24 protein-coding genes and 1 tRNA gene are annotated in these 21,247 nt (G+C 71.5%); 18 read left to right on the top strand and 7 right to left on the bottom strand.

Translation table 11 applies throughout. The features are described 5' to 3' along the window. The first annotated feature begins 184 nt into the window (after nucleotides 1-184). Nucleotides 185-1,813, top strand: coding sequence for an RDD family protein (locus ACF1A5_RS24795; RefSeq protein WP_392195054.1), 1,629 nt, complete (start codon nucleotides 185-187; stop codon nucleotides 1,811-1,813). Nucleotides 1,814-1,948: 135 nt separating this feature from the next. After that, on the top strand, nucleotides 1,949-2,728 hold the full coding sequence (locus ACF1A5_RS24790) for an RDD family protein (RefSeq protein ID WP_392195053.1): 780 nt from the start codon (nucleotides 1,949-1,951) through the stop codon (nucleotides 2,726-2,728). A gap of 130 nt (nucleotides 2,729-2,858) precedes the next feature. Here the strand turns inward: ACF1A5_RS24790 and ACF1A5_RS24785 are convergent, their stop codons facing one another. Further along, entirely contained in the window at nucleotides 2,859-3,173 is a 315-nt protein-coding gene (locus ACF1A5_RS24785) for a hypothetical protein (RefSeq protein ID WP_392195052.1), read from the bottom strand. 450 nt (nucleotides 3,174-3,623) lie between these two features. Here ACF1A5_RS24785 and ACF1A5_RS24780 point away from each other — a divergent pair, with 450 nt between their 5' ends. Further along, a complete protein-coding gene (locus ACF1A5_RS24780; RefSeq protein WP_392195051.1) occupies nucleotides 3,624-5,975 on the top strand; it encodes an immune inhibitor A domain-containing protein in 2,352 nt (783 codons plus the stop codon). Between the two features lie 120 nt (nucleotides 5,976-6,095). Then, nucleotides 6,096-6,428 (top strand): hypothetical protein, encoded by a 333-nt coding sequence (locus ACF1A5_RS24775; protein WP_392195050.1) that lies wholly within the window; start codon nucleotides 6,096-6,098, stop codon nucleotides 6,426-6,428. A gap of 62 nt (nucleotides 6,429-6,490) precedes the next feature. Here ACF1A5_RS24775 and ACF1A5_RS24770 read toward each other — a convergent pair whose 3' ends face one another. Further along, nucleotides 6,491-7,084 (bottom strand): isochorismatase family protein, encoded by a 594-nt coding sequence (locus tag ACF1A5_RS24770; protein WP_392195049.1) that lies wholly within the window; start codon nucleotides 7,082-7,084, stop codon nucleotides 6,491-6,493. Nucleotides 7,085-7,465: 381 nt separating this feature from the next. After that, a complete protein-coding gene (locus ACF1A5_RS24765) occupies nucleotides 7,466-8,812 on the bottom strand; it encodes a nicotinate phosphoribosyltransferase (RefSeq protein WP_392195048.1) in 1,347 nt (448 codons plus the stop codon). Nucleotides 8,813-8,994: 182 nt separating this feature from the next. Here ACF1A5_RS24765 and clpS point away from each other — a divergent pair, with 182 nt between their 5' ends. From clpS to ACF1A5_RS24725, 8 genes are all read left to right on the top strand, one after another. Next, a complete protein-coding gene (gene clpS, locus ACF1A5_RS24760) occupies nucleotides 8,995-9,312 on the top strand; it encodes an ATP-dependent Clp protease adapter ClpS (RefSeq protein WP_392195047.1) in 318 nt (105 codons plus the stop codon). A gap of 54 nt (nucleotides 9,313-9,366) precedes the next feature. After that, the gene (locus ACF1A5_RS24755) at nucleotides 9,367-9,972 is read left to right on the top strand and encodes a DUF2017 domain-containing protein (protein ID WP_392195046.1); all 606 of its coding nucleotides are present in this window, start codon (nucleotides 9,367-9,369) and stop codon (nucleotides 9,970-9,972) included. A gap of 316 nt (nucleotides 9,973-10,288) precedes the next feature. Beyond that, nucleotides 10,289-11,749 (top strand): amino acid permease, encoded by a 1,461-nt coding sequence (locus tag ACF1A5_RS24750; RefSeq protein ID WP_392195045.1) that lies wholly within the window; start codon nucleotides 10,289-10,291, stop codon nucleotides 11,747-11,749. 131 nt (nucleotides 11,750-11,880) lie between these two features. Further along, on the top strand, nucleotides 11,881-12,303 hold the full coding sequence (locus tag ACF1A5_RS24745; protein WP_392195044.1) for a Mov34/MPN/PAD-1 family protein: 423 nt from the start codon (nucleotides 11,881-11,883) through the stop codon (nucleotides 12,301-12,303). A gap of 133 nt (nucleotides 12,304-12,436) precedes the next feature. Next, nucleotides 12,437-12,532, top strand: a complete 96-nt coding sequence (locus tag ACF1A5_RS24740) for a putative leader peptide (RefSeq protein ID WP_356192990.1) — start codon at nucleotides 12,437-12,439, stop codon at nucleotides 12,530-12,532. 87 nt (nucleotides 12,533-12,619) lie between these two features. Continuing rightward, complete coding sequence (locus ACF1A5_RS24735; RefSeq protein WP_356192992.1) at nucleotides 12,620-12,898, top strand: MoaD/ThiS family protein; 279 nt, start codon at nucleotides 12,620-12,622, stop codon at nucleotides 12,896-12,898. Nucleotides 12,899-12,903: 5 nt separating this feature from the next. Then, nucleotides 12,904-13,854 carry a PLP-dependent cysteine synthase family protein gene (locus tag ACF1A5_RS24730; protein WP_392195043.1) on the top strand — a complete coding sequence of 317 codons (951 nt, stop codon included), beginning with the start codon at nucleotides 12,904-12,906 and terminating at the stop codon, nucleotides 13,852-13,854. A 197-nt stretch (nucleotides 13,855-14,051) separates the two neighbouring features. Continuing rightward, a complete protein-coding gene (locus ACF1A5_RS24725) occupies nucleotides 14,052-14,570 on the top strand; it encodes a hypothetical protein (protein WP_392195042.1) in 519 nt (172 codons plus the stop codon). A gap of 15 nt (nucleotides 14,571-14,585) precedes the next feature. On the opposite strand, the gene ACF1A5_RS24720 is transcribed toward ACF1A5_RS24725, so the two are convergent. After that, complete coding sequence (locus ACF1A5_RS24720) at nucleotides 14,586-15,038, bottom strand: type II toxin-antitoxin system PemK/MazF family toxin (RefSeq protein WP_392195041.1); 453 nt, start codon at nucleotides 15,036-15,038, stop codon at nucleotides 14,586-14,588. A gap of 215 nt (nucleotides 15,039-15,253) precedes the next feature. On the opposite strand from ACF1A5_RS24720, the gene ACF1A5_RS24715 reads away from it, so the two are divergent. Then, nucleotides 15,254-16,006 carry an MBL fold metallo-hydrolase gene (locus tag ACF1A5_RS24715; protein ID WP_392195040.1) on the top strand — a complete coding sequence of 251 codons (753 nt, stop codon included), beginning with the start codon at nucleotides 15,254-15,256 and terminating at the stop codon, nucleotides 16,004-16,006. Nucleotides 16,007-16,113: 107 nt separating this feature from the next. Here ACF1A5_RS24715 and ACF1A5_RS24710 read toward each other — a convergent pair whose 3' ends face one another. After that, nucleotides 16,114-17,325, bottom strand: coding sequence for a PTS transporter subunit EIIC (locus ACF1A5_RS24710; protein ID WP_392195039.1), 1,212 nt, complete (start codon nucleotides 17,323-17,325; stop codon nucleotides 16,114-16,116). 330 nt (nucleotides 17,326-17,655) lie between these two features. Here ACF1A5_RS24710 and ACF1A5_RS24705 point away from each other — a divergent pair, with 330 nt between their 5' ends. The 4 genes from ACF1A5_RS24705 to rdgB all read left to right on the top strand — a co-directional run bounded on the left by ACF1A5_RS24705 (nucleotide 17,656) and on the right by rdgB (nucleotide 20,069). Next, complete coding sequence (locus tag ACF1A5_RS24705) at nucleotides 17,656-17,889, top strand: glucose PTS transporter subunit EIIB (RefSeq protein ID WP_392195038.1); 234 nt, start codon at nucleotides 17,656-17,658, stop codon at nucleotides 17,887-17,889. Between the two features lie 95 nt (nucleotides 17,890-17,984). Next, nucleotides 17,985-18,722, top strand: coding sequence for a ribonuclease PH (rph, locus tag ACF1A5_RS24700; protein ID WP_392195037.1), 738 nt, complete (start codon nucleotides 17,985-17,987; stop codon nucleotides 18,720-18,722). Between the two features lie 173 nt (nucleotides 18,723-18,895). Next, nucleotides 18,896-19,303, top strand: coding sequence for a hypothetical protein (locus ACF1A5_RS24695; protein WP_392195036.1), 408 nt, complete (start codon nucleotides 18,896-18,898; stop codon nucleotides 19,301-19,303). 163 nt (nucleotides 19,304-19,466) lie between these two features. Then, on the top strand, nucleotides 19,467-20,069 hold the full coding sequence (gene rdgB, locus ACF1A5_RS24690; RefSeq protein ID WP_392195035.1) for an RdgB/HAM1 family non-canonical purine NTP pyrophosphatase: 603 nt from the start codon (nucleotides 19,467-19,469) through the stop codon (nucleotides 20,067-20,069). Nucleotides 20,070-20,121: 52 nt separating this feature from the next. Here the strand turns inward: rdgB and ACF1A5_RS24685 are convergent. Next, nucleotides 20,122-20,205, bottom strand: a tRNA-Leu gene (locus tag ACF1A5_RS24685). A gap of 39 nt (nucleotides 20,206-20,244) precedes the next feature. Beyond that, nucleotides 20,245-20,712 (bottom strand): thioredoxin-dependent thiol peroxidase, encoded by a 468-nt coding sequence (bcp, locus tag ACF1A5_RS24680; RefSeq protein ID WP_392195034.1) that lies wholly within the window; start codon nucleotides 20,710-20,712, stop codon nucleotides 20,245-20,247. A gap of 149 nt (nucleotides 20,713-20,861) precedes the next feature. Here bcp and ACF1A5_RS24675 point away from each other — a divergent pair, with 149 nt between their 5' ends. Continuing rightward, nucleotides 20,862-21,191: a DUF3618 domain-containing protein gene (locus ACF1A5_RS24675; RefSeq protein ID WP_392195033.1), complete on the top strand. Its 330-nt coding sequence runs from the start codon at nucleotides 20,862-20,864 to the stop codon at nucleotides 21,189-21,191. Nucleotides 21,192-21,247: the final 56 nt, after the last annotated feature.

Raw genomic sequence — 21,247 nt, 5'->3', positions numbered from 1 at the left:
CCGGCGCCGGGCATTACGCGGCTCGGCGGAGTTTTTTTCTCCGGTACCGCTTCCGGGGTTGTGAAGTACGTGCACGAGGTTGCCCGGAAAGGAGTGGGTCCGGTCGGACCGGCGGTACCGGATGCGCCGGTCTGATAGATGTGTAGGCCCCCAGACGACCCCGAGCAGATACGGGACGACGGACATGAGCGCCCCAACCCCGGCACCCGGCGACGACAGGCCCCGCGAGGGGTACTACCCGGACCCGTCCATCCCTGGATACGTCCGGTACTGGAACGGTGCCGCCTGGGTACCGGGCACGAGCCGGCCCGCGCCGACCGACGGCGAGCCGCTCAGCCCGCCGCCCGGTGTGCGCTCCGCGACCGCCGCGATCCCGGCGGTCGAGGAGACGGGCCCGCATTTCTTCGATGAGGACCCGATCGACACGCCGGGCCCGACGGGGGCACCGCACGGCGGCCGCCCCGAGCCGGCGTCCGCGTGGGGCGCCGACCGCTCCCACCAGTCCGGCTTCGGCGGCGACCAGGACCGCCGCGTCTCCTGGGGCGCCCCGGCCGCGTCCGACCCCAGGGCCGCGCTCGGCGACCCGGCCGCGGGGCAGCCGGACGGCCGCGCCGCCCGCACCGACGGCACCGCGTCGATCCCGCCGGCGGACCCGGAACAGGCCTTCGCCGACGGCACGTTCGTCTTCCGCCGCCCGACGGCGCAGGCCCGGGGGACCGCACCGGCGACGGACGGGACCACGGGGGCGGCGCCCGGTACGCCGGCTCCCGGCATCCCCGCTCCCGGCGGTCCGCCCGCCGACGACGGCACCATGACCTTCCGCCCGGTACCCCGCACGGACCGGCCGGGGGGCCCGGCGAACACCCCGGGCGCCCCCGCCCTCCCTGCCCAGGGCTCACCCGCGTCCGCGGGCTCCCCCGGGGGCGGCTCGGGCGGTCCGGGGACGGCGAGCGGCTCCGCGGGGGCCGGCACGCCCGCTCCCGGCGGGGCCGGGGGACCGGGATTCGGCGCCGGCAAGGCGGCCGCCGCCCGCGCGGCCACGGGACAGCCGGAAACGCCGGCACCGCGGCCCTCCACCCCCTCGGCGGCGGCGAGTCCGCCCGCCGCACCCTTCCCGCCCTCGGCCGCGTCCGTCCCCCAGCAGTCCGCGGCACCGCAGGCCGCCGCCCCCGCCTCCGTGGGCACACCGGTGACCAGCGGCCCCGGTGGCGGCCAGTCCTCCTGGGCCCAGCAGGTGCACCGGCTCGCGGGGGCCGACGACGACCAGCCGGTCGTGCCCTGGAAGCCGCCGGTGGAGGACGTGTTCGCGGCCGCCGCGCGGCGGCAGGCGGAGGCCAGGCCCGCGGGTCTCGGCAAGCGGCTGGCCGCCCGGCTCGTGGACACGGTCGTCCTCGCGGGCGTCACCGCCGTGGCCGCCGTACCGCTCGGCACCAGGGCGGTCGACCACGTCAACGCGAAGATCGACGCGGCCAGGCTCTCCGGCCGCACCGTCACGGTGTGGCTCCTCGACGGCACGACGGCGACGTATCTCGGCATCGTCCTCGCCGTGCTGCTGCTGTTCGGCGTCGTCTACGAGGTGCTGCCCACCGCCAAGTGGGGCCGCACCCTGGGCAAGAAGCTGTGCGGCCTGGAGGTGCGGGACATCGAGGCCCACGAGCCTCCGTCCTTCGGCGCGGCCCTGCGCCGCTGGCTGGTCTACAGCGTGCCGGGTCTGCTCGGCGTCGGTGTCGTGGGCGTCCTGTGGTGCCTGTTCGACCGGCCGTGGCACCAGTGCTGGCACGACAAGGCGGCGCACACGTTCGTGGCGGGCTGACCGGAGCCGCCCCTCGGTGCCCCGGCCGGGACCGTCTCACGGGGCGCCGGCCCAAAGGGCGTGCGGGGGGCGGTCCGTCGCCCGTACGGCCGCGCGCCGGATGCGGACGTCCCGCGGTCGCGGTGCACTCGGCCCATGAGCACCGAACCGCCCTCCGGCTCCGGACCGCAGCCACCGCCCTCCGGCGGCGGCCCGTACGACGGCGGCTCCTCCGGCGACGGCCCGCATGGAGGAGGCCCTCCCGGCGGCGGCCCCCCACCGGGAGGCACCCCACCCGAAGGCCCGCCCCCCGGAGGCCCCGGGAGCGGCGCTCCCGGCGGCGGCTGGCAGGGCGGCGGCCCTCCCGGAGGCGGCCCCTACGGCCCGCCACCCGGCGGTGGCCCCCCGGGTGGCGGCCCCTACGGCGGCGGTGGCCCCTACGGCGGTGGCCCGCCCGGCGGCCCGTACCCGCCCGATCCGCTCGCCGGTATGCCCCCGCTCGCCGACAGCGCCAAGCGCACCGCCGCCCGCATCATCGACATGATCATGGTGGGTGTCGTCGTCTGGCTGCTCACCCTCGGCTTCAGGGTGAACGACTACACGATGAACGCGGACCGCTTCCAGGTCGGCGCATCCGTGGCGCAGGCGGTCGTCGGAGCCCTGCTGTACATCGCCTACGACACCTTCATGATCTCCAGGTCGGGGCAGACCCTCGGCAAGAAGTGGCTGGGGATGCGGGTGGCCAACCTCGCGGACGGCTCCACGCCCTCCGTGTCGACGGCGCTGGGCCGCGCGGCGGTGCTGTGGCTGCCCTTCTACTTCTGCTGCCCCTGCCTCTGGCTCGCGGTGGCCGGCGGCTGGAGCTACTTCGACCGGCCCTACAAGCAGGGCCTGCACGACAAGGCGGCCAGGACGGTTGTGGTCAGCGTCGAATGACGTACACCGATCGGCGCATGGGAAAGAGAACGGCGGGCCCGTCGGCAGGGGCCCGCCGTTCCCGCGTCGGACGTCCAGGCGTCCAGGCGCCCAGGTGTTCAAGAGCCCGGGTGTTCGCGCCGGGTGCGCCTCAGGAGCCCGTCGTCTCCCGCACCGGCTCCACGCGGGCGGAGACGGGCGCCCGTCGTACCGGCACCCGCACGGCCTCCGGAGCCGCCGGGGGCGCCACCGGGGGAACCGTCGCGGACGCCGTCCCGGGCGTCGCCGCGAGGGGTTTCGGCAGCGGTACCGTCATGGCGACCAGGAGTCCCAGGGCGAGCGCCGCCAGGGCGACGACCGTGATCCCCAGCACCGAACTCGTCTGTGACAGCAGCAGCATGGCGAGCGTCGAGAAGATCACGGTGCACGAACCGTAGGCGAGCTGTGCGGCGGTCGGACGAGGCATGGCAATCGGTCCTCGGAAGTGGGGTCTCCCCCCTGCCTCTCACTGAGGGGAGGTGCGGACAGAATCTGGGGCGAGACAAGGAGGTCGGCCTGGCTTTCCTCCGACTCCCGGGCACGGGGCCCATCGACTCTATTCGGCTGCATGCCCGAACGGAACGGCCGGTAAGCGTGACCTAACCCACGGTGCCGAAGCATGGGGGGCGCACGGAGTCATACCGTCCGCCAAGTGGACGGATCCACGCGCCGGGAGGACGTTCCCGGCCGTCCGCAAAGCGAACGTCGGCTCCGCATAGTGCACTTGAGCTGTCCAAGTCAAGGTCTGTCTTTTCTTGTAAACCTCTAGTCAAATGTCGTCACTTGACTACACGCGTTGAGCGCGCGCGGACCTTCCTGGGCAGAGGCAGAGACCCCCCTTCCGCGCGCTTGCACACGCGTCAGGGGAGGACATCAAGTGACCAGCAGACCCTGGACGTTCAGAGCGGCCGCGATCGCTGTCGCACTCGCGGCGGGGACCGCCACGATCTCGACGTTCGCCGTCGCGGAGGCCGCCACCACCGGCACGTCCGCCACCGTGGACCGGCACGACCCCGCGCCGGTCGGGCAGCAGAAGCACGACCTCGACGGGCCGCTGAGCAAGACTCAGGAGGCCCAGCGCCAGGAGGCGCTGAACCAGGTCATCGCCGGCAAGGCCAAGCTGAAGGACCGCAACGGCTCGAAGGTCGTCCAGCTCAAGGGCAAGAAGGGCGACAGCAAGTACGTCGAGATGAGCCGGGAGAAGACCGACAAGATCTTCACCATCCTGGTCGAGTTCGGCGACAAGACGGACCCGAAGTACGGCGGCACGGCCGGCCCCCTGCACAACACGATCGCCGCGCCGGACCGCACCAAGGACAACAGCACGGCCTGGCAGAAGGACTACAACCAGCAGCACTTCCAGGACATGTACTTCGGCACCGGCAAGGGTGTCGAGTCCGTGAAGAAGTACTACGAGAAGCAGTCCTCGGGCCGCTACTCGGTCGACGGCGAGGTCTCCGACTGGGTCAAGGTCCCGTACAACGAGGCCCGTTACGGCTCCAACTACTGCGGCTCCACCAACTGCCCGAGCGTGTGGAACGTCGTCGGCGACGGCGTCACCGCCTGGGTCGCGCAGCAGAAGGCGGCCGGCAAGTCCGACGCGGACATCAAGACGGACCTGGCCAAGTACGACCAGTGGGACCGCTACGACTACGACGGCGACGGCAACTTCAACGAGCCCGACGGCTACATCGACCACTTCCAGATCGTGCACGCCGGTGAGGACGAGTCCGCCGGCGGCGGCGTCCAGGGCACCGACGCGATATGGGCGCACCGCTGGTACGCCTTCGGCACCGACGCCGGCGCCACCGGCCCGGCGAACAACAAGCTCGGCGGCGCCCAGATCGGCGACACCGGAATCTGGGTCGGCGACTACACGATCCAGCCGGAGAACGGCGGACTCGGCGTCTACGCACACGAGTACGGCCACGACCTCGGCCTGCCGGACGAGTACGACACGGCCGGCGGCGAGAACTCCACCGGCTTCTGGACGCTGATGTCCTCCGGTTCCTGGCTGGGCCGGGGCAAGGACGCCATCGGTGACCTGCCGGGCGACATGAACGCGTGGGACAAGCTCCAGCTCGGCTGGCTCACCTACGACACGGCCAAGGCCGGCGTGAAGTCCTGGCACAAGCTCGGCCTCGCCGAGTACAACACCAAGTACCGCCAGGCGCTGGTGGTCTCCCTGCCGGACAAGGCGGTCACCACCGAGATCGTCACCCCGGCCCAGGGCGCGACCCAGTGGTGGAGCGGCAGCGGCGACAACCTCAAGAATACGCTGACGCGTTCCGTCGACCTCACCGGCAAGAAGTCGGCCGCCCTCACCCTCGACGGCTGGTACGACATCGAGGCCAACTACGACTACCTCTACACCGAGGTGTCGACCGACGGCGGCGCCAACTGGACCGCCCTGGACGGCACGGTGGACGGCCAGGCCATCCCGCGCGACGGCAGCCACAAGCCGGCGCTGACGGGCACGGTCGACGGCTACAAGAAGCTGGCGTACTCCCTCGACGCCTACGCGGGCCAGAAGATCCAGCTCCGCTTCCGCTACCAGACCGACGGCGGCGTGGCCCAGAAGGGCTTCGCGGCCGACGAGATCAGCGTCACCGCGGACGGCGCGGCGCTCTTCTCCGACAACGCGGAGAGCGCGGACGCGGCCTGGACGGCGAGCGGCTTCTCCCGCATCGGCGCGTCCTTCACCAAGGACTACAAGCAGTACTACATCGCCGAGAACCGCCAGTACGCGTCCTACGACAAGACGCTGGCGACGGGCCCGTACAACTTCGGCTTCTCGACGACCCGTCCGGACTGGGTGGAGCACTACCCGTACCAGAACGGCCTGTTGATCTGGAAGTGGGACACCTCCCAGGCGGACAACAACACCAAGGACCACCCGGGCGTGGGTCTGATCCTCCCGATCGACTCGCACCCGAAGCCGATGAAGTGGTCCGACGGCACGCTGATGCGCAACCGCATCCAGGCCTACGACTCGCCCTTCAGCCGCTTCGCGACGGACGGCATCATGCTGCACAAGGCGGGCGTCGCGGCCATCGTCGATTCGTCGAAGGGGGTGCCGGTCTTCAACGACCACACCAGCACCTACTACGACGCCTCGAACCCGGCCGCCGGTGTCAAGATCACTGACACCAACACCAGGATCAAGATCGAGAAGGAGGCCCGGGACGGGTCCACGATCGAGCTCGAGGTCGGCCGCGCGGTGAAGTAAGGCGCATCGTCGCAGGTCACAAGCGTATCGGCGGCAACCCCTTGGCGGGTTGCCGCCGATCGTGTTTAGGTGCGTCCTGTGGCTTTCTTATTGACACCGACCGGAACGGGGATGTGACGCATGGCCGCAGGAGGCTTCAACAAACTGCCGAACGGCACGGTGGTGGTGGCGCTGAATCTGCCCCGCCCCGCCGCCGACGGCGCCGGCAGCGTTCGCGTCCTCGTCCATGCCCGCAACCGGGCCCGCGCCCTGACGCGGCTGCGCAACCAGGGCCTGCGCGCCGTCTACCTGCGGGGCAACGCGGCCCCGCCCACCCCGGACGAGATCACGGCCGTACTGCACCACCCCGACGGCCTGATATGGCGTACTGCCCCCGACAACGCTGTCGGCCGGCCGCTGGAGCTGTGGCAGCCGATCAGATCGCTTGTCGGGCGTCCGGCGGCGCGGGCCTGAGGCAGGCCGGTCCGCCCGGTCCGCCGGGCGGACGCCGGTGGGGTCCGAACGGCGGCCGGGGCTCAGGCCCCGGCCACGACCGGCTTGCCGGTGAGCTCGACCCCCGCCTGCCGCATCTCCTCCAGCGCCCGTTCGGTGGTCTCCTGGGCCACCCCGGCGGTGAGGTCCAGCAGCACCTGGGTGCGGAAGCCCTCCTTCACGGCGTCCAGGGCGGTGGCCCGCACGCAGTGGTCCGTGGCGATGCCGACGACGTCCACCTCGTCGATCTCCCGGCCCCTGAGCCAGTCGGCGAGGGACACCCCGTTCTCGTCCGCGCCCTCGAAGCCGCTGTACGCGGCGGCGTAGGCGCCCTTGTCGAAGACGGCGTCGACCGCGCCGGAGGCGACGACCGGGGCGAAGTTCGGGTGGAAGCCCACTCCCTCCGTGCCCGCCACGCAGTGCGCGGGCCAGGAGCGGACGAAGTCGGGGTTGTCGGCAAAGTGCCCGCCGGGGGCGATGTGGTGGTCGCGGGTCGCCACCACGTGGCGGTACCCGGCGGGCGCCTGGCCGACCAGCTCGGTGATCGCGGCGGCGACATCGGCACCCCCGGCCACCGCGAGACTGCCCCCCTCGCAGAAGTCGTTCTGCACGTCAACGACGATCAAGGCGCGGCGCATGGTCGGTGTCCTTCGGCTGTCGGGGCGGGAGCATGGCGTGCGGTTGCCCGGCCGGTGCACTTACGAGCCTAGAGACTCCCGCGGACGCGCGGGAGAGGGCCGGGTGCCGGGAGGGCGGTCGGGTGGCCATGGGCCGGACGGGCGGAGACGGGCGGTCGGGTCACTGAGGTACGGACGGCCGACGGCACGGCGCGCGGTCGCGACGGGCGGAAGCGCGGCCGATGGCCGGACGGGTCGGCGCGGGCGGAAGGACGGCCGCGGGCGGGCGGGCCCGCGGAGGCCGGACGGACGGGGACGGGCGGGGCGGGCGTAGGCGGGCGGGACGGGCGTAGGCGGGCGGGGCCGGGCGCGGACGGGGTCGGGGGCCGGGTGGCACTCGCTCTAGCTACCCGAGCCGCCGTGCACGTACTCCGTCGCGATGACCGGTTCCCCGTGCGAGAGCTGGGTCGCCGACAGCGGCAGGCCGGCACGGGCCGCCGCGTGCCGGTCGCGGGCCGTGTCCAGCGGCTCCCGGGCGACCACCTCGCCGCCCTTGACCAGCTCCACCAGAAGCTGCCGCCCGGCGAGCTCCGCGGGCACCGGCCCGGTGCCGACCACCTCGGCCTCCGCCACGCCGTGCTCGTCCAGCCGCCGGGCCGCCCACTTGCGGCCGCCGACGGACGTCTTGCCCCCGCTGGACTTCTTCGCCACCGGCACCAGCGGCGCCGCCGTATCGGCGGACTCGGCCCGCGCGACCAGCTTGTAGACCATCGAGCAGGTCGGGTGCCCGGAGCCGGTCACCAGCCGGGTGCCGACGCCGTAGGCGTCCACCGGCGCCGCCGCCAGCGAGGCGATCGCGTACTCGTCCAGGTCGGAGGTCACGACGATCTTCGTGCCGGTCGCGCCCAGCTCGTCCAGCTGCTGCCGCACCCGGTGCGCGACCAGCAGCAGGTCCCCGGAGTCGATGCGCACCGCGCCCAGCGCGGGCCCGGCCACCTCCACCGCCGAACGGACCGCCTCGGCGACGTCGTAGGTGTCCACCAGCAGCGTGGTGTCCCGGCCGAGGGAGTCGACCTGCGCCCGGAAGGCGTCCCGCTCGCGGTCGTGCAGCAGCGTGAAGGCGTGGGCGGAGGTGCCCACGGTCGGGATGTTGTAGCGGAAGCCGGCGGCCAGGTCGGAGGTGGAGGTGAAGCCGCCGACGTAGGCGGCCCGGGAGGCGGCGACCGCGGCCAGCTCGTGGGTGCGGCGGGCGCCCATCTCGATCAGCGGACGCCCGCCGGCGGCGGAGGCCATGCGGGAGGCGGCGGCCGCGATCGCCGAGTCGTGGTTGAGGATCGACAGGATCACCGTCTCCAGCAGCACGCACTCGGCGAAGGACCCCTCGACCCGCAGGACCGGCGAGCCCGGGAAGTACACCTCGCCCTCGGGATAGCCCCAGATGTCACCGCCGAACCGGTAGTCGGCCAGCCACCGGAGCGTGGGCTCGTCGACGATCCGGCGCTCGCGCAGGAAGTCCAGGACGCCGGCGTCGAAGCGGAAGTTCTCCACCGCGTCCAGCACGCGCCCGGTGCCCGCCACCACGCCGTAGCGGCGCCCGTCCGGCAGTCGCCGGGTGAAGACCTCGAAGACGCTGCGCCGCCCGGCGGTGCCCGCCTTCAGCGCGGCCTGCAGCATCGTCAGCTCGTAGTGGTCGGTGAAGAGCGCCGTCGAGGGAACGTCCACCGGCAGCCCAAGGTCCGCTACGCCCACCGGAATCTCCTAGTTCATGTCTCGCGGGCCGACCCCCGGCATCGGCCGGGGGCCCGGGGGGTCGCCCCGGGAAATGCAGCATGGCGAAGGATCGTACTCCCATTTCGTCAGTCTGACGATTTTGGATGCCGCCCCACGCCGGGCCGGGCCGGTTTGTGCTCCCACCCCCCTGCGGTGGCAGCATGGGCAGTGTGACGTCACCCGCGCCCGTAGAGATCGAACGCCCCGAGTCGGCGGAGGAAGCGCTCGCCGTCCCCGAGCCCGACGTCCCCTGGGTCACGATCGTCCACAACGACCCGGTCAACCTCATGAGCTACGTCACGTACGTCTTCCAGTCGTACTTCGGCTATCCCAAGGACAAGGCCACCAAGCTCATGCTCGACGTCCACCACAAGGGCCGGGCGGTCGTCTCCAGCGGCAGCCGCGAGGAGATGGAACGCGACGTGCAGGCGATGCACGGCTACGGCCTGTGGGCCACGCTCCAGCAGGACCGCAAGTAGCCCCGAGACCGCAGACCGCGAACCGCCCCGGACCGGAAGCAGCGAACCCCCTTCATGCCAGGAACCTTCGAACCGCTCCCCGGCGGCGGCGCGGCCGTCGCGCTCGACGAGGTCGAGATCTCGATCATCCGGTCGCTGGCCGTGCAGCTCCTGGAGCTGATCGGCCCCGGCCCGGGCGAGGACCGGCCCGACGACCCGCTCGCCGAGCTGTTCGCCGAGGGCCCGAGCGAGCCGCCCGCCGACCCGGTGCTCAAGCGGCTCTTCCCGGACGCCTACAGCGACCCCGAGCAGGACCCCGGCTCGCCCCGCGAGGCCGAGGAGCAGCGCGCCCACTCCGCCGAGTTCCGCCGCTACACCGAGAACGACCTGCGTGCGGGCAAGCGCGATAACGCCCTGGCGGTGATCCGCTCGCTGGACGAGCTGTCGTCCCCCGGTGAGGGCGGAGCCGTGCTGAAGCTGTCGGTCGAGGAGTCCCGGCAGTGGCTCGGCGCCCTCAACGACCTGCGCCTGGCCATCGGCTCCCGGCTGGACATCGTCGACGAGGACGAGACCGACGCCCTCTACCGCCTGCCGGACGAGGACCCGCGCAAGCCGATGGTGATGGCCTACCTGTGGCTCGGCGGACTCCAGGAGACGCTCGTCTCGACGCTTATGCCCTGATCTCTCCGGTTTCGGTGTTCGCTCAGAGGACGCTCAAATCCGGATAACGATCGCGTCACCGTGGCGGCCCCGTATGGCCATTTGGGGCAACTTTTGTCCACTTCTTCCTGTGTGATGCGCCACAGGACCTTCCGGCGATCAGTGTTGCGGCCGTGATAGATCTTCACGACCGCCCGACGGACACCACCCATGTCCCGTCGGGTGCGCCACCGAGCCGGCGACCGCCGGCCAGGCACAGCTCCAGTTCCGGGGGGATCGCAACCCGATCCGAGGCCGACCAGCGGCCCGGGTCGGCATGGAGAAAGGCGCACCACACATGACCTCGTCGCAGGTCGGTAAGAACGTTACGAGCCGGGCCGGCAGTGAGGCCGTGAGCGGCGACGCCCCCGAGGAGGGGTACGAGCGCGGGCTCGGCAGCCGTCAGGTCCAGATGATCGCGATCGGCGGCGCGATCGGCGTCGGCCTCTTCCTGGGTGCCGGGGCGAACATCGCCAAGGCCGGACCCAGTCTCATCTTCATGTACGCCATCGCGGGCGTCATCATCTTCTTCATCATGCGGGCGCTCGGCGAGCTGCTGCTCTACCGCCCCGTCTCGGGCTCCTTCGCGGAGTACTCCCGTGAGTTCCTCGGCCCGTTCTTCGGCTACTTCACCGGCTGGACCTACTGGCTGATGTGGGTGGTGACCGGGATGGCCGAGCTGACGGCCGCCGCGATCTACGTCCACTACTGGTTCCCGCACATCCCGCAGTGGGTGACGGCCCTGGTCTTCCTGGTGGTCCTCTTCGTGGCCAACCTGATCTCGGTGAAGCTGTTCGGCGAGATCGAGTTCTGGTTCTCGATGGTCAAGGTGACCGCGCTCATCGGCATGATCGTCATCGGCCTGGGCGTGCTGACCTTCGGCTTCAGCGCCGCCGGCGACACCGCCTCGGTCGCCAACCTCTGGCAGTTCGACGGCTTCTTCCCCAAGGGCATCGGCTCCTCCCTGATGACCCTCCAGGGCGTGATGTTCGCCTACCTCGCCGTCGAGCTGGTCGGCGTCACCGCGGGCGAGTCCGAGAACCCGGAGAAGACCCTCCCCAAGGCGATCAACACCCTGCCCTGGCGCATCGCCCTGTTCTACGTCGGCGCGCTCACCGTCATCCTGTGCGTGGTGAAGTGGACCCAGTTCGCGGAGGGCGTCAGCCCCTTCGTGAAGGCGTTCGCCGTGATCGGCATCCCGGCCGGCGCGGGCATCGTCAACTTCGTGGTGCTCACCGCGGCCCTGTCGTCCTGCAACTCCGGCATGTACTCCACCGGCCGTATGCTGCGCACTCTCGCGGACAACGGCGAGGCGCCCCGCGTCTTCAGCCGGCTGTCGGCCTCCAAGACCCCGGCCCTCGGCATCACCGTCTCGGTCGCCTTCATGGGCATCGGCGTCGTGCTGAACTACATCGTCCCGGAGAAGGCCTTCGGCTACGTCACCTCCGTCGCCACCGCGGCCGGCATCTGGACCTGGCTGATGATCCTGGTCAGCCACGTGCTCTACCGCCGCGCGGTCGACGCGGGCCGGCTGCCCGCCTCCGCCTTCCCGGCGCCGGGCGGCGCGAAGTGCAGCTGGGTCGCCATTGTGTTCCTGCTCTTCGTCACCGGGCTGATCGCCATCGACGCCGACTCCCGCGTCTGCCTGTACGTGATGGCCGTCTGGGCCGCCGTCCTGGCCGCCGGCTGGGCGGTCCTCAAGGCCCGCAACCCGCAGGTCGCCGAGCGCCGCGACCCGGAGCTCGAGAAGGTCGGCTGACCTCACCCGCCCGGACGTCCGGCCGCCGGGGCTGCTCGTGGAAGCCCCGGCGGCCGCTCAGGGCGTCCGTCATATGGGCCGTTCCGTACCACCTTCCGGTACGGGGCGGCCCTCTGCTTATGCTGGCCGTCATGCTGACCATCACCCAGGCCCTCTACGACCAGATCGTCGCCCACGCCCGCGCGGACCACCCCGACGAGGCGTGCGGCGTGGTCGCCGGTCCCGAGGGCTCCGGCCGCCCGGAGCGCTTCGTCCCGATGCTGAACGCGGCCCGCTCGCCCACTTTCTACGAGTTCGACTCGCAGGACCTGCTCAAGCTGTACCGCGAGATGGACGACCGCGACGAGGAGCCGGTGATCATCTACCACTCCCACACCGCGACCGAGGCCTACCCCTCCCGCACCGACCTCTCCTACGCCAACGAGCCCGGCGCCCACTACGTCCTGGTCTCCACCGCGGACACCGACGGCGCCGGCGACTTCCAGTTCCGCTCCTTCCGCATCGTCGAGGGCGAGGTCACGGAGGAGGAGGTCAAGGTCGTCGAGGCCTACTGAGCGCCTGCCGAGCGCCGCCGAACGCCCGCCGAACGCCCGCCGGGCCCGGCCGCATCCCGCAGTTCGGTCAGAATTCATCCACGATGCGAGATCACATTCCGGTGGCCGGACCGGGAATCGATACGATGACCGCATGGTTGTTGATGACGTGAGCGACAGGACGCCGGGCATGCTGCTCGTGGCGCGGCTGCACGTCGACCTGTGCAGGCTGAACAGCGCCATCTGTTGACGCACCCCGCCGCCGTACGGCCGTGAGCCGCGGTGCGCTGTAGCGCGCCCCTCCAACCCTCAGACTTACCGACAGGAGCCCCAAGCCATGGCCATCGAGGTCCGCATCCCCACCATCCTGCGCCAGTACACCGACGGCCAGAAGGCCGTCGAGGGCACCGGGGACACCCTCGCCGACCTGTTCGCCGACCTCGAGACCCGGCACCCGGGCATCCAGGCCCGCATCGTCGACGGCGGCCAACTGCGCCGCTTCGTGAACGTGTACCTCAACGACGAGGACGTCCGCTTCCTCGACGGCATCACCACCAAGCTCGCCGACGGCGACAACGTGACGATCCTGCCGGCCGTGGCCGGCGGTATGGCCTGATCCCCATGCGCTACGACTCTCCGCTGGCCGCGGTCGGCAACACCCCGCTGGTGCGCCTGCCGCGGCTCTCGCCGTCCGACGACGTCCGCATCTGGGCGAAGCTGGAGGACCGCAACCCCACCGGCTCGGTGAAGGACCGCCCCGCCCTGTACATGATCGAGCAGGCGGAGAAGGAGGGCCGGCTCACCCCGGGATGCACGATCCTGGAGCCGACCTCCGGCAACACGGGCATCTCCCTGGCCATGGCGGCGAAGCTCAAGGGCTACCGCATGGTGTGCGTGATGCCCGAGAACACCTCGCAGGAGCGCCGGGACCTGCTCGGCATGTGGGGCGCGCAGATCATCTCCAGCCCGGCGGCCGGCGGTTCCAACACCGCCGTACGGGTCGCCAAGGAGCTGGCCGCCGAGCACCCGGACTGGGTGATGCTCTACCAGTACGGCAACCCGGACAACGCGGGCGCCCACTACGCGACGACCGGCCCCGAGATCCTCGCCGACCTGCCGTCGATCACGCACTTCGTGGCCGGCCTCGGCACCACCGGCACCCTCATGGGCGTCGGCCGCTACCTGCGCGAGCACAAGCCGGACGTGCGGATCGTCGCCGCCGAACCGCGCTACGACGACCTCGTGTACGGCCTGCGCAACCTGGACGAGGGCTTCGTCCCCGAGCTGTACGACGCCTCCGTGCTGACCACCCGCTTCTCCGTCGGCTCCGCCGACGCGGTCACCCGCACCCGCGAACTCCTCCAGCAGGAGGGCATCTTCGCCGGCGTCTCCACCGGCGCGGCCCTGCACGCGGCCATCGGCGTCGGCCGGAAGGCGCTGAAGGCGGGGGAGAGCGCCGACATCGTGTTCGTCGTCGCCGACGGCGGCTGGAAGTACCTCTCGACCGGCGTCTACACGGCGGCCACCACCGAAGAGGCCATCGAGACGCTCCACGGCCAGCTCTGGGCGTAGTACGCCCCGGCGCCACGGCGCCCCGAAGTCCATGGGCCCCGGCCGCGATGTGCGGCCGGGGCCCCGGCGTGCGCGGCGTCAGGGATCCTGATGTGCTGGAGAAACGTCACATCCGAGAACGGCACCACAGCGGAAGAGCACAACGACAGGACCGACAGGACACGGCACCCCGGGCACGGCAGAAAGGCGGACGCCCCATGCGCCGTACGACGCTTCCCCGCACCACCGCCACCGTCGCCGCGGCAGCGGCCCTCCTCCTCACGGGCTGCACCGCGCGGGACGGCGGCGGAAGCCCGGGGAGCCGCGCGGCGTCCCCACCGGTGTCCTCGCCCGCGAGCCCGTCCGCCTCGCCCCCCGCGTCCGTCTCCTCCTCGCCGTCGTCACCCACGACGGCCCGCTGCGCCGACCGCGTCGAACTCGGCGCCGCCGACTCCGGCCGCACCCTCTGCCTGAAGACGGGCGGGCAGGTCCGCCTCACCCTGGACGGCACCAGGGCCCGCCCGTGGTCGCCGGTCCGGACGACCGGCGGCGCGCTGCGCGCGGCCAACGCGGGCATCGTCATCCTGCCGGGCGACGCGGTGGCAGCCTTCGACGCCGTCGCTCCGGGCACCGCGCGCCTGACCTCGTCCCGGCCCGCGTGCGCCACCGGCGGTGGGGGTGTCTCGTGCAAGGGAGTCCAGGAGTGGACGGTCACCGTGAAGGTGACGCGGCCATGAGGTCCGCGCCGCCGCTCATCCGGCCAGGTAGCGCACCTGGTCCCACAGCACGGGGTCCACGACCCCCACCCGGCGGCGGAAGTCCCACACCGGCACCTCCCGCACCTCGCCGGTCTCCAGGAAGCTGGTCCGCCCCTGCGCGTCCCCCACCGAGCCCGGCGGCAGCGGGATGACCCCGGACCGCTCGTCGTGGTACTTGCTGGTGATCTTGGCGACCCTGGCCCGCTTGCCGTGCACGGAGAGCACCAGACAGGGGCGGTCCTTGACCCCCGCGCCGTTGTCGAACGGCACGTTCGCCCACCAGATCTCCGCCGGCCGCGGACGCGCCGCGGCCCGTCCGGCCGGGCGCCCGGGAGGCCGCGTCCGCCGCCCCTCGGGCCGGCGGCCCCGCCCCCAGCCGTCGACGAGCGTGGCGACGAGCGCGAGCAGCACCACCGCCGCGAGCGCGAGCCACCAGGACGTGTCCATGGGGACGACGTTACCGGCGTGCGATCCCCGGCGCGCGCCCTTCACCGCGCTACCCGCGCCACACGTCCAGCCGAACCGGTGACACCACAGGTGAGTTCGCCCACAACAGCCCTTGGTGGAGGAGCTACCAGAGGTTTTGCGCCTTACTCTCGACGGACCGCACGACCCCCGTCACTGTCTGTTCGATGTTTCCCGCCAGCGGAGGTTTCTGCTCCATGAAGCTCACCGTCGTCGGCTGCTCGGGGTCGTTCCCGTCCGCGGAATCGGCCTGCTCGAGCTACCTCGTCGAGGCCGACGGCTTCCGGCTGCTCCTCGACATGGGCAACGGCGCCCTGGGCGAGTTGCAGCGCCACTGCGGTCTCTACGACCTCGACGCGATCTTCCTGAGCCATCTGCACGCCGACCACTGCATCGACATGCTCGCGTACTTCGTCGCGCGCTACTACCGGTACGACGGCGGCCGCTGCGACCCCCTCCCGGTCTACGGACCCGAGGGCACCGAGCACCGGCTCACCACCGCCTACGCCGACACCCCCACCGCCTCGTCCATGAGCGAGGTCTTCGACTTCCACACGGTGAAGCCGGGCACCTTCGACATCGGCCCGTTCACGGTGCACACCGAGCGGGTGGCCCACCCCGTGGAGGCGTACGGCATCCGCATCGAGCACGGCGGCAGGACGCTGACGTACTCCGGCGACTCCGGCCTCAGCGACGCGCTGGAGGAACTCGCCCGGGACGCCGACCTGTTCCTGTGCGAGGCCGCCTTCACGCACGGCAAGGAGGACATCCCCGACCTCCATCTGAACGGCCGCGAGGCGGGCGAGACGGCCACCCGGGCCGGCGTCCGGAGCCTGCTGCTCACCCACGTCCCCCCGTGGACCGACCCCCGGATCAACCTCGCGGACGCCCGCGCGGTCTACGCCGGCCCGGTCGAACTGGCGGCACCCGGGGCGTCGTACGAGGTCTGAGGCCCGTACCGCCTCGGTGCGAGCCCCCGTGACGGCCGCGGCCCCGGAACGGAAACGTTCCGGGGCCGCCGTGGTGCCGCTGCCGTGGCCTGCACGGTCGCCGTGGCCTACTTGGCCTCGGCCTTCTGCAGTTCCGCGAGCTCCTCGTCGGACTCGCGGCCCGGCGTGGGCAGGTTGAACCGGGTGATCGCGAAGCGGAAGACCGCGTAGTAGACGACTGCGAAGCACAGACCCACCACGACCAGGCCCCACGGGTTGCTCGCGATGCCGAGGTTCAGCCCGAAGTCGATCGCGCCCGCCGAGAAGCCGAAGCCGTCCTTCATGCCCAGCGCCCACGTCAGCGCCAGCGATATACCCGTGAGCACCGCGTGGATGGCGTACAGGACCGGCGCGATGAACATGAACGTGAACTCGATCGGTTCGGTCACGCCCGTCACGAACGAGGTCAGCGCGACCGAGAACATCATGCCGCCGACCACCTTGCGGCGCTCCGGACGGGCGCAGTGCACGATCGCCAGGCACGCCGCCGGCAGACCGAACATCATGATCGGGAAGAAGCCGGTCATGAACTGGCCCGCGGTCGGGTCGCCGGCCAGGAAGCGGCCGATGTCACCGCTCTTGCCGTGGTAGTCGCCCGCCTGGAACCACGGGAACGAGTTGAGCAGGTGGTGCATCCCGATCGGGATCAGCGCGCGGTTGGCCACACCGAAGATGCCGGCGCCGACGGCGCCCGAACCCACCAGCCACTCACCGAAGTTGTGCAGGCCCGTGCCGAGGACCGGCCAGATGTAACCGAAGACGATGCCGAGGAGCAGACCCGCGAAGGCGGACAGGATCGGGACCAGCCGGCGGCCGCCGAAGAAGCCCGCCCAGTCCGGCAGCTTGGTGCGGTAGAAGCGCTGGTACAGCAGGGCCACCACGAGACCCATGACCACACCGCCGAGGACCTTCGCGTCCACCGGGGCGTTCACCATGACGACCTTGCCGTCGACGGCCTGCGCCACCTTCGGCAGGTTCTTGTCGGTGAACGTGCCCAGCACGTTCTTGAAGACCAGGTAGCCTACGACTGCCGCGAGAGCGGTGGAACCGTCCGACTTCTTGGCGAAGCCGATCGCGATGCCCACGGCGAACAGCAGCGCCATGTTGTCGAGGATCGCGTTGCCGCCGGCCGCCATGAAGCCCGCGATCTTCGTCAGGAAGGCCGGGAAGTCCGGGCGACCGAGCATGTCGGTGTTGCCGAGGCGCACCAGGAGGGCGGCGGCGGGCAGGACCGCCACCGGCAGCATGAGGCTGCGGCCGATGCGCTGCAGCACGGCCATCACGCCGGCGCCCTTCTTCTTGTCGGCCGCGGGAGCGGCGCCGCCCGGGACCAAGGGGGACGGCGGCGTCTGTGGTCTACACCACTGAGTGGTGTAGACCTGTTGTAGCACGATGAAGGGCGGGTAAGGAACCCGCGATTCCCGCTACCGGACCACTACGCGCCGTACCCGCCGCAGGCCCGCCCGCGGGGCGCCCACGAGGTGGCGGCGCGGGAGCCGCGAGTGGGCGGAGAGAACGGGACCCCGGGACCCCCACCGCGTTTGGCCACCGTCCGCAAGGTGGTGTAGACCGGTCCGTCAAGAACGGGGTTCGGATCAGGGAGAAGGAACATGGCCAGCAAGGCTGAGAAGATCGTCGCCGGGCTCGGCGGCATCGACAACATCGACGAGATCGAGGGCTGCATCACCCGCCTGCGCACCGAGGTCCACGACCCCTCGCTGGTCGACGAAGCCGCACTCAAGGCCGCCGGCGCCCACGGCGTCGTCAAGATGGGCACCGCCATCCAGGTCGTCATCGGCACCGACGCCGACCCGATCGCCGCGGAGATCGAGGACATGATGTGAACACGTGAACCCCGGACCGCTCCGGGATTCACTCCTCGGGGCTCCTTCCCACCGCGGAAGGAGCCCCGACGCCCGGGGGGACTAGGCTCGAGGCCATGTCTCGAATCGACGGCCGCACCCCCGAACAGCTCCGCCCGGTCACCATCGACCGCGGCTGGAGCAAGCACGCCGAGGGCTCCGTCCTCGTCTCCTTCGGCGACACCAAGGTCTTCTGCACCGCCTCCGTCACCGAAGGCGTCCCGCGCTGGCGCAAGGGCAGCGGCGAGGGCTGGGTCACCGCCGAGTACGCCATGCTGCCCCGCTCCACCAACACCCGCGGCGACCGCGAGTCCGTCCGGGGCAAGATCGGCGGCCGCACCCACGAGATCTCCCGCCTCATCGGCCGTTCCCTGCGCTCGGTCGTGGACTACAAGGCACTCGGCGAGAACACCATCGTCCTCGACTGCGACGTCCTCCAGGCCGACGGCGGCACGCGCACGGCGGCCATCACCGGCGCGTACGTCGCCCTGGCCGACGCCGTCGCCTGGGCCCAGCGCAAGAAGCTGATCAAGGCCGGCCGCCAGCCGCTGACCGGCACCGTCAGCGCGGTCTCGGTCGGCATCGTCGCCGGCGTCCCGCTGCTCGACCTCTGCTACGAGGAGGACGTCCGGGCCGACACCGACATGAACGTCGTCTGCACCGGCGACGGCCGCTTCGTCGAGGTCCAGGGCACCGCGGAGGCCGAGCCCTTCGCCCGCGACGAACTCAACGCCCTGCTCGACCTCGCCGTCGCAGGCTGCACCGACCTGGCCACCATCCAGCGCACGGCCCTCGAGGCGGCCCTCAGCCAGTAACCCGACGGAACAAGGTAAAGGGCGCCCCAAGAAACCCGCCCGCCCCGGGCAACCCGCCCGGCCCCTCCCGCGTCCCTACCGGTACGGGCGTACGGCCCACCGCCGTACGCCCGGCCACGCACCACGCACGGGACCGCCCCCGCGGCGGCCGCACACGGGGAGGGAACCCAGCCATGGCCGCGAGCCGACGCCGACGCCCGGGCCGCACCACCGCCATCGCCGCCGCGGCGGCCGCCGTCGCACTCACCGGCGCGGCCCTCACCGGCTGCGGCGCCGTCGACAAGGCCCTGGACTGCGTCCAGACCGCCGATTCCATCGCCGACAGCGTCACCGACCTCCAGCAGGCCGTGGAGAACGCGGCGAACGACCCCACCCAGGCCGACGCATCCCTCACCGCCATCGAGAAGGACCTGGGCAAGATCGGCGACCGGACCGACAACGCCGACGTCAACAAGGCCGTCGACCACCTGAACAAGGCCGTCCGCAACGTCCGTACCGCGATCAGGAACGGCGACCGGGCCCCGGACATCACCCCGGTCACGGACGCGGCCGGCGAACTGACCAAGGTCTGCACACCGTAGGCGGACCGGCGGGCACCGCCCGGAGCCTGTACCCCTGGGCCACGGACCACGCCCTCCGGACCGCCCCCTCGGAGCCGCTCCGGACCGCGCGCTCCCGGTCCGCCCGCGGCCCGCTCCGGACCGCCGCTCCGAACCGCTCCGACCGCCCGCGATACTGGACGGCATGACCCGCTTGATCCTCGCCACCCGCAACGCCGGAAAGATCACCGAACTCAGGGCGATCATCGCCGACGCAGGCCTGCACCACGAACTGATCGGCGCCGACGCCTACCCCGACGTCCCCGACGTCAAGGAGACCGGCGTCACCTTCGCCGAGAACGCCCTGCTCAAGGCCCACGCCCTGGCCCAGGCGACCGGCCTGCCCGCGGTGGCGGACGACTCCGGCCTCTGCGTCGACGTCCTCGGCGGCGCCCCCGGCATCTTCTCGGCCCGCTGGGCCGGCCGCCACGGCGACGACAAGGCCAACCTCGACCTGCTCCTGGCCCAGCTCGCCGACATCGACGCGGCCCACCGCGGCGCCCACTTCGCCTGCGCGGCGGCGCTCGCCCTGCCCGACGGCACGGAACGCGTGGTCGAGGGCCGCCTCACCGGCACCCTGCGCCACGCCCCCTCCGGCACCAACGGCTTCGGCTACGACCCGATCCTCCAGCCCGAAGGCGAGACCCGCACCTGCGCCGAACTGACCCCACCCGAGAAGAACGCCATCAGCCACCGCGGCAAGGCCTTCCGCGCCCTGGTACCGGTGGTACGGGAACTGCTGGGCTGACGACGACGAAGGCCCGGCTCGTGTCTCCTCGAGCCGGGCCCTGAAGCGTCAGTGCGGCCGGAGGGACTCGAACCCTCACGGGAGTTACCCCACTGGGACCTAAACCCAGCGTGACTGCCAATTCCACCACGGCCGCCTGGTGTTGCCCGGCCATGTTACTGGCCGGGCAGCGCCGTCAGACTCCCAGGTCCTTGATGATCTTGGCGACGTGGCCGGTCGCCTTGACGTTGTACAGGGCGCGTTCGACCTTGCCGTCCTCGTCGACGACGACCGTGGAGCGGATGACGCCGACGACCGTCTTGCCGTACAGCTTCTTCTCCCCGAAGGCGCCATAGGCCTCCAGGACCCGCTTGTCGGGGTCGGCGAGCAGGGTGACGCGCAGGCTCTCCTTCTCGCGGAACTTGGCGAGCTTCTCGGGCTTGTCGGGGGAGATGCCGATGACGTCGTAGCCCGCGCCGGCCAGGAGCTCCAGGTTGTCGGTGAAGTCGCAGGCCTGCTTGGTGCATCCGGGGGTGAGGGCGGCCGGGTAGAAGTAGACGATGACCTTGCGGCCCTTGTGGTCGGCCAGGGACACCTCGTTGCCGTCGGCGTCGGGGAGGGTGAAGGCGGGGGCCGTGTCCCCGGGCTGGAGTCGCTCGGTCATCGGGGTCGTCTCCTCGTACGTCTGTTCTGTGAAGGTGCGGCGGCCATGCCGTCCCGGTCCGAGGGTATCCGGGGGTGCCGACAGTACGGTCGCACGCAGAGCTGACAGACTGTCCCGAACAGGCATCAGTTGACTTCGGAGGCGCAGCGGTGGCGGACACGGCGGACACCAGGACCCCGGCTGAGATCGAGGCGGACATCAGGCGCCGTCGCGAGGTGCTGGCCGAGACGCTGGACGAGATCGGGGTGCGCGTGCACCCGAAGACCATCGTCGGGGACGCCAAGGCCAAGGTCGTCTCCAACATCGACCACACGCTCGGCCGGGCCTATGTGCAGGTCAACCGGGTCGTGACCGATGTGCGGGCGCAGTTCGTGGACGAGGAGGGCGCTCCCCGGCTGGAGCGGATCGTGCCGGTCGCGCTCGTCGCCGTCGGGATCGTCGGGCTGCTCGCCCTGGGTGTGCGGCGGAGCCGGGACTGACACGGGGCGGCGACCCACCGGCGTACGGATGTGCGGAAGGCAGGTAGGTTCGAGGG

Source organism: Streptomyces sp. NPDC014864 (assembly GCF_043081525.1).
GTDB lineage: Bacteria > Actinomycetota > Actinomycetes > Streptomycetales > Streptomycetaceae > Streptomyces.
This window is presented reverse-complemented; position numbering and strand designations above follow the sequence as displayed.